Source organism: Rhodobacter capsulatus, assembly GCF_052363175.1.
Classification (GTDB): domain Bacteria; phylum Pseudomonadota; class Alphaproteobacteria; order Rhodobacterales; family Rhodobacteraceae; genus Rhodobacter; species Rhodobacter capsulatus_D.
In genome coordinates this window covers 1,032,601-1,047,048 of record NZ_CP198946.1, presented here as the reverse complement: position 1 = coordinate 1,047,048, position 14,448 = coordinate 1,032,601, and the positions used below count along the sequence as shown (strand labels likewise).

Here is a 14,448-nt window from a genome sequence, read left to right as displayed (position 1 = left end):
TATCGGGGAATGCCCATGTCTGCATCCGCGGTGATCGGCGCGCTGCGCGTCAATCTCGGTCTCGACAGCGCCAATTTTCAAAAAGGGCGTTGCCAGCTCGAAAGCGTCGCTCGGCACGCTCAAGGGCGCGGCCATGGCCGCCTCGGCCGCGATCTCCGCCATCGGCGCGGCGATCGGCGGCCCGGCCCTGGCCTCGATCGTCACTTCGGCCGCGCGTTCCGCGCGCGAGATCACCCGCCTGTCGCAGGTCGCGGGCGCCTCGGCGCAAGAGCTGCAGCAATGGTCCTTCGGGGCGCGGACGGTGGGCATCGAACAGGAAAAGCTCGCCGATATCCTCAAGGACGTGAACGACAAGGTGGGGGATTATCTCTCCACCGGCGGCGGCGCGATGGCGGATTTCTTCGAAAAGATCGCGCCGCGCGTCGGCGTGACCGCGCAAGCGTTCCGCGATCTTTCGGGGCCGCAGGCCTTGCAGCTTTATGTGGCAAGCCTGGAGAAAGCGGGCCTCTCGCAGGCGGAAATGACCTTCTACATGGAGGCCATCGCCAGCGATTCTACGCTTTTGCTGCCGCTTTTGCGCGCCAATGGCGCAGAAATGGCCCGCCTGGGCGAGAGCGCATCGAGCTTTGGCGCCGTGCTCGGGACCGATGCGATCACCGCGCTGCGCGCGGCACAGCAGGCGCTGGACGATATCTCGGTCGTCATCGAGGCCACGCGCAACCGCATCGCCGCCGATCTGGCCCCGGCGGTCGAGGCGATGGCCCGCGCCTTCGTCAATTCCATGCGCGAGGGCGGGTTTCTGCGCGGGGTGATCGACGGGCTGATGGCGGCGCTGCCGCATCTGACCGCCTATGCCGCCACCTTCACCGCGGGGCTGATCGCCTGGCAGGCGGCCGCGATCGCCGCGCGACTGGCGACGATGGCGCTTTCGGTCTCCATGGCCGGGCTGCGCGCCGCGATTGCCGCCACCGGCGTCGGTGTGCTGGTCGTCGCCATGGGCGAGCTCGGCCTCGCCATCCTCGATGCCGTGCGCAAGGCCGGGGGCTTTGCCGCGGCCTGGTACAAGCTCAAGGCGAAGTTCTTTGAGGCGCTGGAGGAGATGGCGCTCGCCTTCGCCACCTTCACCTGGGACATCGCCGAGGGGTTCAACGATCTCTTCGGCACCAGCCTGCAAGGCGTCGGCCCGGGGCCTATAACGCGCTCAAGCAGATGCGCTACGAGGCGCTGGACGCCGCCGCGGCCGCGCAGGGGGTGACCGCTGCCGCCACCGAAGCCGAGACCGCGCTGACAGCGGTCGGGGGTGCGGGCTCCGGCGCCGGAAAGAAGGTCAAGAAGGGCCTGACCGAGGCGCAAAAGGCGGCGCAGGATTTTGCCAATGCGCTCCGGGACGGGGTCCGCTCCTCGGTCGAAGGCGCGGTGGACTGGATGCTTGACGGGTTTCAGGGCGGCTTCAAGGGTCTGGTCAACCTTGCCCGCGACGCGCTCAAGCAGGTCGTGGCGCTCTTTCTCAAAAACCGGATCACGCTCTCGCTCGGCCTTGGCCTCAGCGGTGGTGCGGCAACGGGGGCGGGCGCGGCCGTTGCCGGGGCGGCGGCGGGCGGCTTTGCGGGTCCGCTCGGCCTTCTTGGCACCGCGGGCAGCTTTCTGGGCTCGATCGGCTCGGGCGCGGCGGGGCTGGGCACCGCGCTTTTCGGGGCGGGCGGCGGCCTTGGCGCCGCGGGCACCTATCTCTCCTCGATCGCCAGCAGCGCGACGAGCAGCCTCGGGGCCTTCGGCGCCGCCATCGGCGCGGCGCTGCCGATCCTCGCCGGGGTGGGCGTGGTCTTCTCGTTCTTCAAGAAAAAGGTCACCCAGCTTGACGCCGGGCTGCGGCTGACCGTCACCGACATGGATACGCTGGTCGAGACCTTCAGCAAGACGAAGACAACACGCTTCTGGGGGCTGTCGAAGAAGATCCGCGAGACCTTCACGGAGGCCGCCGCGGCGATTGCCGACCCGATCGAGGCGGCGGTGGCCGAGATCGTGCGCGGCGTCGCGGACATGGCCGATACGGTCGGCATTGCCGGTCGCGACGCGCTCAAGGGCTTTGCGACGCAGATCAAGATCTCCACGCAGGGGCTTTCCGACAGCGAGGCGCAGGAAGCGATCAAGGCGGGGTTCATGCAGCTTTCCGACGAGCTGGCGCGCTCGATCCTTGCCGCGGGCGAAGGCTACAGCGGCAGCCTCTCGGCCTTCACCTCGGCCTTCGCGCATATGGGCGAAACGGCAAGCGAGACCCTGACGCGGCTTTCTTCCGCGCTCTCGACGGCCAATGTCTGGATGGACCGGCTCGGCAAGACCGCCTACGGCACGTCGCTTGCGGGCGCCGATGCGGCGTCGACATGGGCAGATGCCTTTGGCAGTATCGACGGCATGTCGGAGGCGGTCAGCGCCTATTATGCCGGGTTCTACAGCACCTCCGAACGCCTGGCGCAGGCGCGAAAGGAGTTGTCAGAGGCGCTGGCGGGGCTTGGTATCGAGGTTCTGCCCGGCTCGCGCCAGGCCTTCCGGCAGCTGATCGACGCCGCCTTCGCCAGCGGCGACAAGGATCTGGCCGCAAAGCTGATCCAGCTGGCCCCGGCCATGGCCGAGATCACCGACCAGGCCCAGGCACTGACCGCGGCCCTGCGCGATCTCGACACCCAGTCGCTTTATCGCAGCGGTGCCGAGGCGCTTTATGCCACGACCTCGGAGGGCTATCGGCGCAGTCTGGTCAGCGGGGATGCCACCGTGCAGGGGCTGCTGGCCGAGGTGGTGCGCGCGATCCGCGAAGGCGACATCAACAATGCCCGCCTTACCGCGCGGCTTCTGGCCGTGCAGGAGCGCGCCAGCCTGGACCCCGCGCCATGAAGATCCTCAACCCGATTGCCATCACCGATGCGACGCTCGTCGCCTGCTCGATCCCCGAGGCGGATCATGCGCCCTGGAACGCGCAGACGACCTATCCCCGCGGCGCCTTCGTGATCAGCCCCGCCACGCATACGGTCTATCGCGCCCTGCAGGGGAACAACACCGGCCATGATCCCGACCTTGAACAGGCCGCGCTGGCCGATCCGCTGATCGACGACCCCGATCCGGTCTTCTGGCAGGTGATCGGCGCCACCAACCGCTGGCGGCTCTTCGACGGCAAGCCCTCGGTTCTGGCGAGCGCGGCCGAGACCATCCGCGTCACGCTGGCCCCGGGCGTGGCCGTTGGCGGTGTGGCCGGGTTCGGCATCAGCGCGGCCGAGATCCGCGTGACGATGACGGATGGCGGCGCGGTGGTCTACGAGACTGCGATCGCCATGCAGGACGAAACCGTCGTCTGCGACGGCTTCGGTTACTACTTCGAGCCGATCACCGAGCTTTCCGAATTCGTGCTTACGGATCTGCCGCCCTATGCCGCGGCGGAAATCACCCTCGAAGCCAGCCGCCGTGGTGGACAGGTCGACGTCGGACAGCTTGTCGTCGGGCCGGTCTGGTCGGTCGGACGCCCAGTGATCGGCGGCACCGGGTTTCAGGGGGTCGATTTCTCCTATGTTAAGCAGGACGATTACGGCGATCTGATCACCGTGCGCCGCGCCGCCACCCGGCTCAGCACCTTCGAGACCTGCCTGCCGAACGCGCAGCTGCTTGGCTTTGACACCCGCATGCGCAGCCTGCGCGGCGGCACCGCGGCGGTCTGGATCGGTTCGGACGATCCCCGCAAGGCGGCGATCAACTACGGATTTTATCGCAGCTACCGCGCGGCCTATCAGACCGACGCCTGGTCGCTGATCTCTGTCGAAGTACAAGGAATCGTCTGATGGCAAAACCCGCCAAACCGACCGTCCCGCCGCCGCCGCTGCGCTCCAACCCGGACACGTTCAGCGCGCGCATGGAAGCCTCGCTCGTGTTCTGGAAGACCTTCGCCGATTATCTGGACGAGCTCGGCAGCTTCTCCGAGGCCCAGGCCGATGCGGCGCTGGCCGCGGCCCTTGCGGCGGGCTCCGGGACCGGCCTTTCGCTGAAAGGCAATGGCGGCAAGGTGATGGCCGTCAATGCGGGGGCTACGGCGTTGGAGTTCCTGACCGCATCAGGCGCCGGAAAAGCGATCCTGGCCAGCGCCAGCCCCGCCGGTTTGGCGCTGGCCAGCGATGCGGATGCCGCGGCGCAGCGCGCGACACTCGGCTTGGGCACGGTCACCATGCTCGCCGAGGCGGTGACGGATCTGAACGCGATCACCCGCTCGGGCTGGAACCGCTTCGCCGCCTCCCAGACCACCAACGCCCCCTTTGCGACCGGCGCGGGGATGGTGCTGACGATCTTTTACGACGGCGCGGCCGCGGTTCAGCTGGTCTGGGCTCACAACAAGGGCGAGAGCGACACCGGGCAGTGGATCCGCTGGCGCGCCTCTAGCGCCTGGGGGCGCTGGGTGCGGCTTTACGGGTCGGATAGCGAGATCCTCGGGCTTGTGCGGACACCCGGCGTCACCGCCGCGACGACAAGTGGCACGGCGTTCGATCTCGTCGTGGCTGCTGCTGCGACCGAGATCATCGTCGATCTGATCGATGTCTCGCTGAGCGGGACCGACGCCATCTTACTGCAAATCGGCACCGCTGCGTCAGTCTATGCTACTGGCTACTCCGGGGCCGGTATTGCGCTTTGGACAAACGGTGCGGCTTCCACATCCGTCGCCGGAATGCCTATTTCCCCGTCCGGCAACTGGGTCTCGCGGGGCGTTACAGGGCAAGCGCGCATTGTCAGGGCGTCGCCAACGTTGGTCATGATGACCTTCACGGGGATCTGCCGGGATGGCCTGGCGATCCTTTCCAAGGCCACCCTGGCGATCAGCGAAGCCGAAGATATCACACGCGTGCGCGTCACCCGCAGCGGCAGCAATACCTTCAACGGAGGCGCCGTAAAGGCGATCACACGGCAATGATTACGCAAATCGCCTTGGACGGCACGATCACCGTCATCGATGAAGTCGCACCGTCGTTTCAGATGCCGCCCTTCCCCCGTGATCAGGCGCTCGCCGCGCTCAAGACCGCGCGCGATACGGCCATCGCCCGCGGCATCGAGGTCGACGGGCTGCGCCTGCAGACCGACGATCTGAGCCAGAGCCGCCTCACCGCCGCAGCGCTGGCCGCCCAGCTCGACCCGGGTGCGACCGTGCGCTGGAAGCTTGCGACCGGGGATTTCGTCGATCTGACCGCGCCGCAGATCATCGCCCTCGCGCTGGCCGTGCGCGCCCATGTGCAGGCCTGTTTCGACCGCGAGGCGGACCTGGCCGCGCAGATCCGCGCTGCCGCCGACCCGGCCGCGGTCGCCCTCACCTTCTGATGCCCTCGGGCGCCGTCACCGTCACCGCCCGCCGGGCGGCAAGCCGCGAAAGGGCAGGATCATGAGCGATGCAAGGGGCCTGGTCGAGCTGATCGATGCCATCTGGGGCGGCGCCGTCACCACGATGGCGGCGGCGCTGGCCGGGCGGTTGATGTGGCATTCGACCGAGGTGCGGGCGCGGCGGCGCCGCTTCCTGAGCCGCGAACTGCTGTGGGAACTGCCCGTCGCGGTCGGCATGGCGATCATCGGCGAGGCGGTGGCGGCGTATTTCGAGCTTGGGCGGACGGTGACGACCGGCGTCGTCGCCTCGCTCGCCTATCTCGGCCCGCGCGGCGCCCAGGTGGCGCTGATGAGAGTTCTGGGCAAGGACAAGGAGGTGTGAGGATGGATATCAAGCAATTGCAGGCGGCGCTCGATGTGCCGCAGGACGGCAGCATCGGCCCCGTGACCACCGCCGCGCTGATCGCCGCCGCCAGGGCCGGGCGGGTGACGGTGGCGCCGCTACCGGTGACGGCGCCCGACAAGGTCCCCGCCGCGGATATCCCTGCCAGCGGCCTCGCCAAACTGGACGGCGTGCATCGTGATCTGGTGGCTGTGATCGCCGCGGCCTCGGCCGCCTGCGACACGCCGTTTACGGTGATCGAGGGGCTGCGCACCGTGACGCGGCAAAAGGAGCTGGTGGCACGTGGCGCGTCGAAGACCATGCGCAGCCGCCACCTGACCGGGCATGCGGTCGATCTGTGGCCGCTCGATCCGGTCACCGGGAAAACGCTGCCCGCGGGTACGCCTGCCGCGGAAGCGCGGCTCTGGGCCGATCTGCGCATCATTGCCGCCGTGGTCAAGGCCGAAGCCAAGGCGCGCGGGACCGCCGTCGAATGGGGCGGCGATTGGGCCACCTTCAGAGACGGCCCGCATTTTCAGCTGACATGGGCCGCCTATCCGGCGGCGTGAAAGGAGACACCCCGATGACTGACACTCTCCTTGCCACGATCCTCGCGCAGATCGTGCTGCCGATCGTCGCCACGATCACTACCGCGCTGATCGGCTGGGCGGCGGCGAAACTGCGCGCGCGCTGGGGCATCGAGATCGAGGCCGCGCAGCGCGAGGCCTTGCATCAGGCGCTGATGACCGGCGCGCAGCTCGCCCTGACCCGCCGCGGGCGCCGCGACGACGGCCGCGATCTCGACATCCTCGTCCGGGATGCCGTCGCCCATGCCCAGGCTTCGGTCCCCGACGCCATCCGCGCCCTCGCGCCCCGCGACGGCGTGCTGAAGAACCTTGCCGCAGCCAAGATCGCAACCCTGAGCCGGTGAGATCGTCCTGACCGATCCGCCTGCGCGCGATCTGAACGCGGTGGGGCAAGGGCCAATCCGTGCCCTGCCCCGCCGCGCGCTTCGGAGGCGTCAGGCGCGGCCGGGATCGGTCAGGATCTTGTAACCGCGATCGGTCATGCAGCGGTCCACGACGCGCCGCGGCCCATAGGTGACCAGCTCGTCACTGTAATCGCCACTGCCCGCGGCCGCGATCGCGCCCGTGGCGGCGCCCGCGGCGATATAGTCGCCCTGATAGCCGGTGTGATTGCCTGCGGCGGCGCCAACCAGGGCCCCGATCAAGATCCCGGCCACCAGCTGCTGCTGCATCTCTTTCTCTTGCCGTTGTTTGTATTCGGCCTCGACCTTGAGGGCGATGGACCGGCAATGCTCCAGATCGGCTTCGAATTTTGCCGGACGAACCTTCGCCGGATCAACGACCGGCCGATATTCCTGCAGTGTCTGCACCGGCTCACAGGCGCACAAGGCCACGCATGCCGTCAACGAAACAGCAACGGATCTGATTGTTTTCACGGAAGATTCCCTCAGAATTTCAATGACAGAAAGTTTGTGTGCGCGGTCCCGGATTGGCAATGGTCTTTCCTGTCATGCGGGATTTTGGCGCATCCGTGTGCTCGCACTCACGGGGGCGCGCTTCGCCGCGGGACTGCCGGTGAGACCGTTTTGCCCCTGATCTTCGGGGGCGCCTTCGGCCCGTGCCGTCCTGCCAGGACGCCCTGTCGGGCCGCGTGAGAAGCCGATCGCTGCGCGGGACGTTTCTGTAACGAGTGATGTTTCGGCCTCTTGGGAGGCCAGAGGGGGCGCCAACCCCCTCCGACACGGGGAGAACCGCTAAGCACCCCCGTCGACCAGCAATAGCTCATGGCCGCTCCCCCCTCGCGAGGGAGGGCCCTTGGAACATACTCAGATGATGGAGTCGATGATTCCCGTCGCGCCGGTGGCCCCTGCGGCACCGTGGCTCGGCGGCAAACGCAACCTGGCGAAACGGATCTGCACGATCCTGGACGAAACCCCCTGCCGGACCTATTGCGAGCCCTTCGTGGGCATGGGCGGGATCTTCCTGCGCCGCCGCGCCCGCCCGCGGGCCGAGGTGATCAATGATGCGGGCCGCGACATCGCGAACCTGTTTCGGATCCTGCAGCGGCATTATCCGCAGTTCCTCGAAATCCTGCGCTTTCAACTGACGGTGCGCAGCGAGTTCGAGCGCCTGCTTGCGACCCGGCCGGACACCCTCACCGATCTCGAACGCGCCGCGCGGTTCCTCTATCTCCAGCGCACCGCCTTCGGCGGCAAGGTCAGCGGCCGAAACTTCGGCGTCAGCCGCGATCGCCCCGGCCGCTTCAACCTGCTGACGCTGGAACCGATGCTGGAGGATCTGCACGCGCGCCTCTCGGGCGTGGTGATCGAATGCCTGGATTTCGGCGCCTTCCTGCAGCGCTATGATGCGCCCGAGACGCTGTTTTATCTCGACCCGCCCTATTGGGGCTGCGAGAGCGATTACGGCAAGGATCTGTTCAGCCGCGACGATTTCCAGCGCCTGGCGGATGGGCTGCGCGGTCTCAAGGGGCGGTTCCTGCTCTCGATCAACGACGTGCCCGAGATCCGCGAGATCTTCTCCTGGGCAGAGATCGAGCCGGTCCGCACCACCTATTCGATCGCCGGGAAAGGCCAAAGCATCCCCGCCGCCGAGCTGCTGATCCGCGGGCATGTGAGGTAGCGGGGGAGGGAAGGGCGTGGGGGGGCGCCCTCCCGACGCGACAGTGCTGCCATCGATCTTCGCATGCCCGCGGTGAGACGATGGGGCAATTCGGTCACGCCACCAAGAAAGGCGACCGCAACGCCATCAATGCTTGACTCGTGTTAATTTTTGCTGCCTCATATGAGGGAGAGAAAATTAACACGTTGGGCAGAATGACTTCTACTTCAAAGGTTGTCCTGAAAGAGCAGGACCGTATCGAAATACGCCTTTGCCAATTGACGCTGGAGCGGCAACGTCTCATCTCGGCAGGGGCGTCAGGCATGGCTGGTCGCGGTCTGGCCGGTGCAATGCACGGCAAGACCTCTGCGGGAACCTATGCGTTCCATGAAACCCTGGCGGGCCTACGCATCGAGCACGTCGGCATCAATGGCTGGGAAAGCTATTTCGATGAAGGGCTGGAAGGCATCGTCAACAACGACTTGAGCATCATTGTCCTCGTCAAGACTGCCGATCGCTGCTGTTCAGATTTCCGCCTGCCCCGCCTCCGGAATGTTGGCTCGAAGTCCGAGGAGGTTTGCCAGAGCGCAAGCCTGTTCGATCATGCTGGGATGGATCTTCCCTCGGTCAGAACGCTGCGGACCCCGAAAAGCTCCAATCTGCGATCCAGCCGATTCTCCGTCTTCTACCTTCTGCTCGATCCGGAAGGCCGCATGGAGCTGAGCATGCCCGTGATCGAAGACGGCAAAATCAAGGATTTCATCGAAAGGATCTACCTTGTTCAGGACAGCGATCTTGACCCGATCTCGGTATTGCCGGAAGACGCGCCCAAAGATGATGATCTTGTCATCGACGTGAAGCGCAAGACTGGTAAGTGATGCACAACGGAAAAAGGCTGGCCGCGGCGCGTAAGCGGCGCAAGATAACCGCGAAAAGTCTTGCCGAACTTTGCGAGCTCAGCCCGGTTACCATCACGCGTCTGGAGGCGGATCAGAACGCAGCGGATCCAGCCACGATCGAAAGGATAGCCGAGGCTCTCGGCTATCCTTTCGACTACTTCACATTGCCCGATCCCCCCGCCCTGTCGGCTCAACAGGTCAGTTTCCGAAGCCTCACCAATATGTCGGCCAAGGAACGCGAAGCAGCCTTTGCCGCTGGCGGGGCGGGCGTCGAGATGTTCCGATGGGCAGAAGAGTTGTACGAGCTGCCCGCCCTCGATCTGCCGGACCTGCGCGCGGACGCCGAGTATTCACCGGAAAGCGCCGCCGTAGCGCTGCGTGCCCACTGGCAGCTTGGCGATCGCCCGATCCCTGCAGTCCTCAAACTGTTCGAAGCCAAGGGCATCCGCATCCTCGGACTGTCCGAGGACACCAAGAACGTCGATGCGTTTTCTTTCTGGATGGATGACGTGCCGTACATGTTCCTGAATTCGTTCAAGTCGGCGGAGCGCAACCTCTTCGATGCCTGTCACGAGCTCGGACACTTGGCAATGCATCGTCACGGTACGATGGGAGGTGGCAGAGAAGCGGAGAACGAGGCCAACGCCTTTGCCTCGGCCTTCCTCATGCCGCAGTCTGACATAATGGCGCATGTCCCGCGGTTCATCGACATCAAGGTCATCCTGAGGCTCAAGAGGCGCTGGAAAGTCTCCGCGATGGCGCTGGCTTATCGTCTGCGCCAGCTTGGTATGCTGACAGAATGGCAGCACCGCACGCTATGCATCCAGCTGGGCAAGCTCGGCTATCGCAGCGACGAACCGGAGGGGATCGACCGGGAAACTTCGGTCGTCTGGTCGCAAATCTTGGCGGACCTCTGGTCCAAGCGCGAGACCAAGGAAAGCATTGCAAAAGCGATAAAATTGCCGCTGGATGAAGTCGATGGCCTTATCAGGGGCCTGCTCGCACAGGAACAACCTGCCGACAATCGGCTCGCTGCGATGGAAGCGAAGCCTGCGTTGAGACTGGTCAAATAGCTCGCCCTGAATGCCCCGATCGCCCTGCCAAAGCGATCTGATTGCGCCCGTCGTCCCCCCTCAACCCTGACAAAGGTGACGCTACGGTGCAGCCCGGGGCGCGCGCCAAACCCATGCCTCACACGTCCCCGGATCGATTTTGCAGGTCAACGCAAGACGCGCGACAAGGGGAAGGGAATTGACATTTTGCCCGCTGACCCGCTCTGTATGAAGCACCGAGCTTTAGGGAAGGCAGACTGCGTTGGGTGAACTTACATCTGTGGAACTTTGCGCGGGCGCAGGTGGGCAAGCGCTTGGTATCGAGCAGGCGGGTTTCACCCATCAGGCCTGCGTCGAAGTGGATGACTGGTGTCGCAAGACATTGAACCTGAACCGGAAATGCTGGAACGCCCTCGAAGGCCCTCAGTCCGACTTGACCCGGTTCGATGCGCGTCCTTATGCGGGGGTTGATCTGGTCGCGGGGGGAGTGCCCTGCCCGCCGTTCTCGAAGGCCGGCAAGCAACTCGGGGCCGCCGACGAACGCGACCTCTTCCCGTCCGCCATCCGTGTGGTGGATGAGGTGCGCCCGAAAGCCGTGATGCTCGAAAACGTCCGCGGCTTTCTGGATGCCGTTTTCCATGACTACCGGCAGGAACTGAAGGCCAAGTTGCGGGCCCTGGGCTACACATTCGCCGAATGGCACCTCTTCAATGCATCGGACTTCGGCGTCTCCCAGTTGCGGCCGCGTGTCGTGATCGTCGCGGTCCATGATCGATACGCCGACAAGTTCGAATGGCCCAAGGGGAGCGACATGCGCCCCCCGACCGTCGGAGAACGCCTGCGCGACCTCATGGGCGCGAATGGCTGGGAGGGCGCCGATGCTTGGGCAGCACAGGCAGATGAAATCGCCCCCACGATCGTCGGCGGGTCCAAGAAACACGGCGGGCCAGATCTCGGGCCGACCCGCGCCAAACGCGCCTGGGCGACCCTTGGGGTGAACGGCCATACCATTGCCGAAGATGCCCCTGAGCCGGGCTTTGCGGGCATGCCCCGCCTGACTGTCCGCATGGTTGCGCGACTGCAGGGCTTCCCCGACGACTGGCAATTTGTCGGCCGCAAGACCGCGGCATATCGCCAGGTCGGAAATGCCTTCCCGCCCCCGGTGGCCCGTGCCGTCGCGCAGAACTTGCGCAAGGCGATCACGGCTCGTCGCCTCTATGCGGTGGCATGATGCTGCCTTGGTTGCTTGAAGCCCGTCGCAAGTTCCATGCCGAGTGTCTGGCTGGCCCGATCACTGAAACGAAGGGGGTTCCGTCCATTGCCGACGTTTCCAACCGCCCAAGTCGGGAAATAGCGACGGCATTGGTGGCGAAGATCGGCGCGAGCAAAAGCCATGCCGCGAAACCTGCCGGGCAGACGGCGGGCGCGATGTTCGAGACCGCAACGCAGAACTTCGTTGCGTCCTGTTTCGCGCAGCTGCTGCATCTGCGCCCCGGCTCCTTCGCGGTCGAGAAGGGGCAGGCAATCTCGCAGTTTTACCAGTACAGCCATCTCGACGCCCTTCGCTCTCTCGCGATCGAGAACAAGGAATTGCGGACCCTTCTCGGGACGGACTACCTCATCAAGCCAGACGTCGTTGTCTTGCGTCGACCTGAACCCGACGCCAGCATCAACAGGCAGCAACTCCTTGTGGATGACACGGTCGCAAGGCACACCGCGCTGCGCGAGGCTAATGGCGCGCGGGCGACCCTGCACGCGTCGATCAGCTGCAAGCTGACAATCCGCTCCGACCGCGTGCAGAACACGCGCTCAGAAGCGCTGAACCTTGTCAGGAACCGAAAGGGTCGGCTGCCTCACATCGTCGCCGTCACGGCAGAGCCAACTCCTTCCCGTATCGCCGCCATCGCGTTGGGAACGGGCGACATGGACTGCGTCTATCACTTTGCGCTCCCCGAATTGGTAGAGACCCTGCGCGAACAAGACCGGGAAACCCTGGAACTGGTCGAAACCATGATCGATGGCCAGCGTCTCCGAGATATCGCGGACCTTCCTCTGGACCTCATTATCTGAGCTGGAACAGCGATCAGGCCGTCGCCCTCGCAAGGGGCGGTTTGGCGACGGTGAGGTTGCAGCATCGCAAGCGCGGCAAGCCGCGATAGTGGTCGTTCGACACCGCCGACGAGCTGGTAACGACGCGCATTTGCGGACGTTGCGCTCAAGGGCTTGCCGCGTGAGACCGATTCATCTTCCGGCCCAGTGCGCTCCGTCAGCCAGCGGCTACGGATTTCAAAGCGGCCATTCCCACCAGTTGCAACGACAGAACCGAGATCTCCAACTCGGCACGCGGGTTCTGTGCGATGTTCCCGTCTGCTGTAACAAGAATATCCAATGGTGGCTAAGCAACTGTTGTCGCTCAGGCGGGTTGTCCCGTCGCGCGACTGTCGATCGGGAAATCGCTTGCGGTGAAGACGCCGTTCTTTGGCCCGTTGATAGGCGCAGCCAAGTTTTAGTGAAAAGCTTGCGATGGCTCGGGGGCCTCCGGGCTCACGTCCATGAATCGCTCTGGCGGCTCTGATTCAGCCGACACCGCTAAGCGCCGGGGCATCCAACGAGACGCCCCGGCCAATTGCAGATCAGTTCCCGCCTTCGCCACCCGGGGCGAAATACTCGCGCGTCAGCTTGACGATGATCGGCGAGAGCAGCAGCAACGAAATCAGGTTCGGGATCGCCATCAGCGCATTGAGCGTATCCGCCACCAACCAGGCGAAATCGAGGCTCAGCGTCGCCCCGAAGAAGACCGCGATGGTCCAAAGCACCCGGAACGGCTTTTCGCTGATCGTGCCCAGCAGGAATTCCCAGCATTTCTCGGCATAATAGGCCCAGCCGAGGATCGTGGTGAAGGCAAAGAGCGCCAGAGAGATCGTCAGCAGGTATTTGCCATAGCCCGGCATCGCCGCTTCGAAGGCCGAGGAGGACAGCATCGCCCCGGTCTCTCCGCTCGTCCAGACGCCGGTGACCATGATCGCCAGACCCGTCAGCGTGCAGATGATGATCGTGTCGATGAAGGTTCCCATCATCCCGATCACGCCCGAGAACACCGGGTTCGAGGTCGACCCCGAAGCCTGCGCGATCCCGGCGGTGCCAAGCCCTGCCTCGTTCGAGAAGATGCCACGGGCCACGCCTTTTTGCATCGCCATCAGGATGGTCGAGCCAAGGAAGCCGCCCGCGGCGGCCGTGCCGGTGAAGGCATCGGAGATGATGGTCGCAAAGGCCGAGGGGATGTTTTCGGCAAAGACGATCAGCACGATGCTGACGCAGACCAGATAGACGATCGCCATGAAGGGCACGACCCGTTCGGCCACCGCGCCGATGCGCTTGATCCCGCCCAGAACGACCAGACCGGTGAGCACCGTCATCACGACGCCAGAGATCCAGGTCTCGATGCCGAAGGCGTTCTGCACCGCGCTGGCGATGCCGTTCGCTTGCACCATGTTGCCGATGCCAAAGCCCGCCAGCCCGCCGAAGAAGGCAAAAGCGGTGGCGAGCCAGCCCCAGTTCCGGCCCAACCCGTTCTTGATCGCGAACATCGGACCGCCGATGTGTTCGCCCTTGTCGTCCACTTCGCGATATTTCACCGCGACCACCACTTCGGCGTATTTCGTCGCCATGCCGACAAAGGCGGTGACCCACATCCAGAAGAGCGCTCCCGGGCCGCCAACTGCGATGGCGGTCGCGACCCCGGCGATGTTGCCGGTGCCGATGGTGGCCGAAAGCGCGGTCATCAGCGCCGCATAGGGGGTGATTTCCCCCTCAGAATCCGCGCCGGGGGTGCGGCTTTTCCAGATCATCCGGAAGCCGTAGATCAGCTTGCGGATCGGCATGAAGCCCAGACGGATCTGCAGGTAGAAGCCGGTTCCGATGATCAGGACGATCATCGGAACGCCCCAGACGATCCCGTTCAGCCACTCGAAGAAGTTATGAATCAGTTCCAAACGCCAGTCTCCTCTGTGTCCCTCGCACCTTCGTCTTCACCGGGAAGACGGGCAGGTGGGCGATGCTGGTTGCATCGCTGGGATCTTGTGCTGTTGTTCGCGGCGCTCTCCTACGGTCGTGCCGGATCAAAGATC

The 14,448-nt window shown here is 65.0% G+C and carries 15 protein-coding genes; 13 read left to right on the top strand and 2 right to left on the bottom strand.

Features of this window, described 5'->3' with window-relative positions; genetic code table 11:
- Positions 1-133: 133 nt before the first annotated feature.
- From ACTTAI_RS05915 to ACTTAI_RS05880, 8 genes are all read left to right on the top strand, one after another.
- Complete coding sequence (locus tag ACTTAI_RS05915; protein WP_444454880.1) at positions 134-1,255, top strand: hypothetical protein; 1,122 nt, start codon at positions 134-136, stop codon at positions 1,253-1,255.
- Complete coding sequence (locus tag ACTTAI_RS05910) at positions 1,210-2,889, top strand: hypothetical protein (RefSeq protein ID WP_444454879.1); 1,680 nt, start codon at positions 1,210-1,212, stop codon at positions 2,887-2,889. Before ACTTAI_RS05915 ends, ACTTAI_RS05910 begins: the two co-directional genes overlap by 46 nt.
- The gene (locus ACTTAI_RS05905; RefSeq protein WP_444454878.1) at positions 2,886-3,824 is read left to right on the top strand and encodes a hypothetical protein; all 939 of its coding nucleotides are present in this window, start codon (positions 2,886-2,888) and stop codon (positions 3,822-3,824) included. Before ACTTAI_RS05910 ends, ACTTAI_RS05905 begins: the two co-directional genes overlap by 4 nt.
- Complete coding sequence (locus ACTTAI_RS05900; protein ID WP_444454877.1) at positions 3,824-4,942, top strand: pyocin knob domain-containing protein; 1,119 nt, start codon at positions 3,824-3,826, stop codon at positions 4,940-4,942. Before ACTTAI_RS05905 ends, ACTTAI_RS05900 begins: the two co-directional genes overlap by 1 nt.
- A 14-nt stretch (positions 4,943-4,956) precedes the next feature.
- Positions 4,957-5,343, top strand: coding sequence for a DUF4376 domain-containing protein (locus ACTTAI_RS05895; RefSeq protein ID WP_444454876.1), 387 nt, complete (start codon positions 4,957-4,959; stop codon positions 5,341-5,343).
- 61 nt (positions 5,344-5,404) lie between these two features.
- Positions 5,405-5,725 carry a phage holin family protein gene (locus tag ACTTAI_RS05890; RefSeq protein ID WP_444454875.1) on the top strand — a complete coding sequence of 107 codons (321 nt, stop codon included), beginning with the start codon at positions 5,405-5,407 and terminating at the stop codon, positions 5,723-5,725.
- Between the two features lie 2 nt (positions 5,726-5,727).
- On the top strand, positions 5,728-6,294 hold the full coding sequence (locus tag ACTTAI_RS05885) for a M15 family metallopeptidase (RefSeq protein ID WP_444454874.1): 567 nt from the start codon (positions 5,728-5,730) through the stop codon (positions 6,292-6,294).
- Between the two features lie 14 nt (positions 6,295-6,308).
- Positions 6,309-6,656 carry a hypothetical protein gene (locus ACTTAI_RS05880; protein ID WP_444454873.1) on the top strand — a complete coding sequence of 116 codons (348 nt, stop codon included), beginning with the start codon at positions 6,309-6,311 and terminating at the stop codon, positions 6,654-6,656.
- Between the two features lie 90 nt (positions 6,657-6,746).
- On the opposite strand, the gene ACTTAI_RS05875 is transcribed toward ACTTAI_RS05880, so the two are convergent.
- Positions 6,747-7,247 carry a glycine zipper family protein gene (locus ACTTAI_RS05875; RefSeq protein WP_444454872.1) on the bottom strand — a complete coding sequence of 167 codons (501 nt, stop codon included), beginning with the start codon at positions 7,245-7,247 and terminating at the stop codon, positions 6,747-6,749.
- A 346-nt stretch (positions 7,248-7,593) separates the two neighbouring features.
- Here ACTTAI_RS05875 and ACTTAI_RS05870 point away from each other — a divergent pair, with 346 nt between their 5' ends.
- The 5 genes from ACTTAI_RS05870 (at position 7,594) to ACTTAI_RS05850 (ending at position 12,391) form a co-directional block, all read left to right on the top strand.
- Positions 7,594-8,391 carry a DNA adenine methylase gene (locus ACTTAI_RS05870; protein ID WP_444455701.1) on the top strand — a complete coding sequence of 266 codons (798 nt, stop codon included), beginning with the start codon at positions 7,594-7,596 and terminating at the stop codon, positions 8,389-8,391.
- 194 nt (positions 8,392-8,585) lie between these two features.
- On the top strand, positions 8,586-9,248 hold the full coding sequence (locus tag ACTTAI_RS05865) for a hypothetical protein (RefSeq protein WP_444454871.1): 663 nt from the start codon (positions 8,586-8,588) through the stop codon (positions 9,246-9,248).
- Positions 9,248-10,342, top strand: a complete 1,095-nt coding sequence (locus ACTTAI_RS05860) for a helix-turn-helix domain-containing protein (RefSeq protein WP_444454870.1) — start codon at positions 9,248-9,250, stop codon at positions 10,340-10,342. Before ACTTAI_RS05865 ends, ACTTAI_RS05860 begins: the two co-directional genes overlap by 1 nt.
- A 259-nt stretch (positions 10,343-10,601) precedes the next feature.
- The gene (locus ACTTAI_RS05855; protein ID WP_444455700.1) at positions 10,602-11,552 is read left to right on the top strand and encodes a DNA cytosine methyltransferase; all 951 of its coding nucleotides are present in this window, start codon (positions 10,602-10,604) and stop codon (positions 11,550-11,552) included.
- Positions 11,549-12,391 carry an NgoMIV family type II restriction endonuclease gene (locus ACTTAI_RS05850; protein WP_444454869.1) on the top strand — a complete coding sequence of 281 codons (843 nt, stop codon included), beginning with the start codon at positions 11,549-11,551 and terminating at the stop codon, positions 12,389-12,391. Before ACTTAI_RS05855 ends, ACTTAI_RS05850 begins: the two co-directional genes overlap by 4 nt.
- A gap of 563 nt (positions 12,392-12,954) precedes the next feature.
- Here the strand turns inward: ACTTAI_RS05850 and ACTTAI_RS05845 are convergent.
- Positions 12,955-14,313 (bottom strand): alanine/glycine:cation symporter family protein, encoded by a 1,359-nt coding sequence (locus ACTTAI_RS05845; protein ID WP_444454868.1) that lies wholly within the window; start codon positions 14,311-14,313, stop codon positions 12,955-12,957.
- Positions 14,314-14,448 lie beyond the last annotated feature (135 nt).

Bases quoted from the DNA above. Each gene is read 5' to 3' on its own strand.
- ACTTAI_RS05915 (WP_444454880.1), top strand. From the start codon at position 134: ATGGCCGCCTCGGCCGCGATCTCCGCCATCGGCGCGGCGATCGGCGGC.
- ACTTAI_RS05910 (WP_444454879.1), top strand. From the start codon at position 1,210: ATGCGCTACGAGGCGCTGGACGCCGCCGCGGCCGCGCAGGGGGTGACC.
- ACTTAI_RS05905 (WP_444454878.1), top strand. From the start codon at position 2,886: ATGAAGATCCTCAACCCGATTGCCATCACCGATGCGACGCTCGTCGCC.
- ACTTAI_RS05900 (WP_444454877.1), top strand. From the start codon at position 3,824: ATGGCAAAACCCGCCAAACCGACCGTCCCGCCGCCGCCGCTGCGCTCC.
- ACTTAI_RS05890 (WP_444454875.1), top strand. From the start codon at position 5,405: ATGAGCGATGCAAGGGGCCTGGTCGAGCTGATCGATGCCATCTGGGGC.
- ACTTAI_RS05885 (WP_444454874.1), top strand. From the start codon at position 5,728: ATGGATATCAAGCAATTGCAGGCGGCGCTCGATGTGCCGCAGGACGGC.
- ACTTAI_RS05880 (WP_444454873.1), top strand. From the start codon at position 6,309: ATGACTGACACTCTCCTTGCCACGATCCTCGCGCAGATCGTGCTGCCG.
- ACTTAI_RS05870 (WP_444455701.1), top strand. From the start codon at position 7,594: ATGATTCCCGTCGCGCCGGTGGCCCCTGCGGCACCGTGGCTCGGCGGC.
- ACTTAI_RS05865 (WP_444454871.1), top strand. From the start codon at position 8,586: ATGACTTCTACTTCAAAGGTTGTCCTGAAAGAGCAGGACCGTATCGAA.
- ACTTAI_RS05860 (WP_444454870.1), top strand. From the start codon at position 9,248: ATGCACAACGGAAAAAGGCTGGCCGCGGCGCGTAAGCGGCGCAAGATA.
- ACTTAI_RS05850 (WP_444454869.1), top strand. From the start codon at position 11,549: ATGATGCTGCCTTGGTTGCTTGAAGCCCGTCGCAAGTTCCATGCCGAG.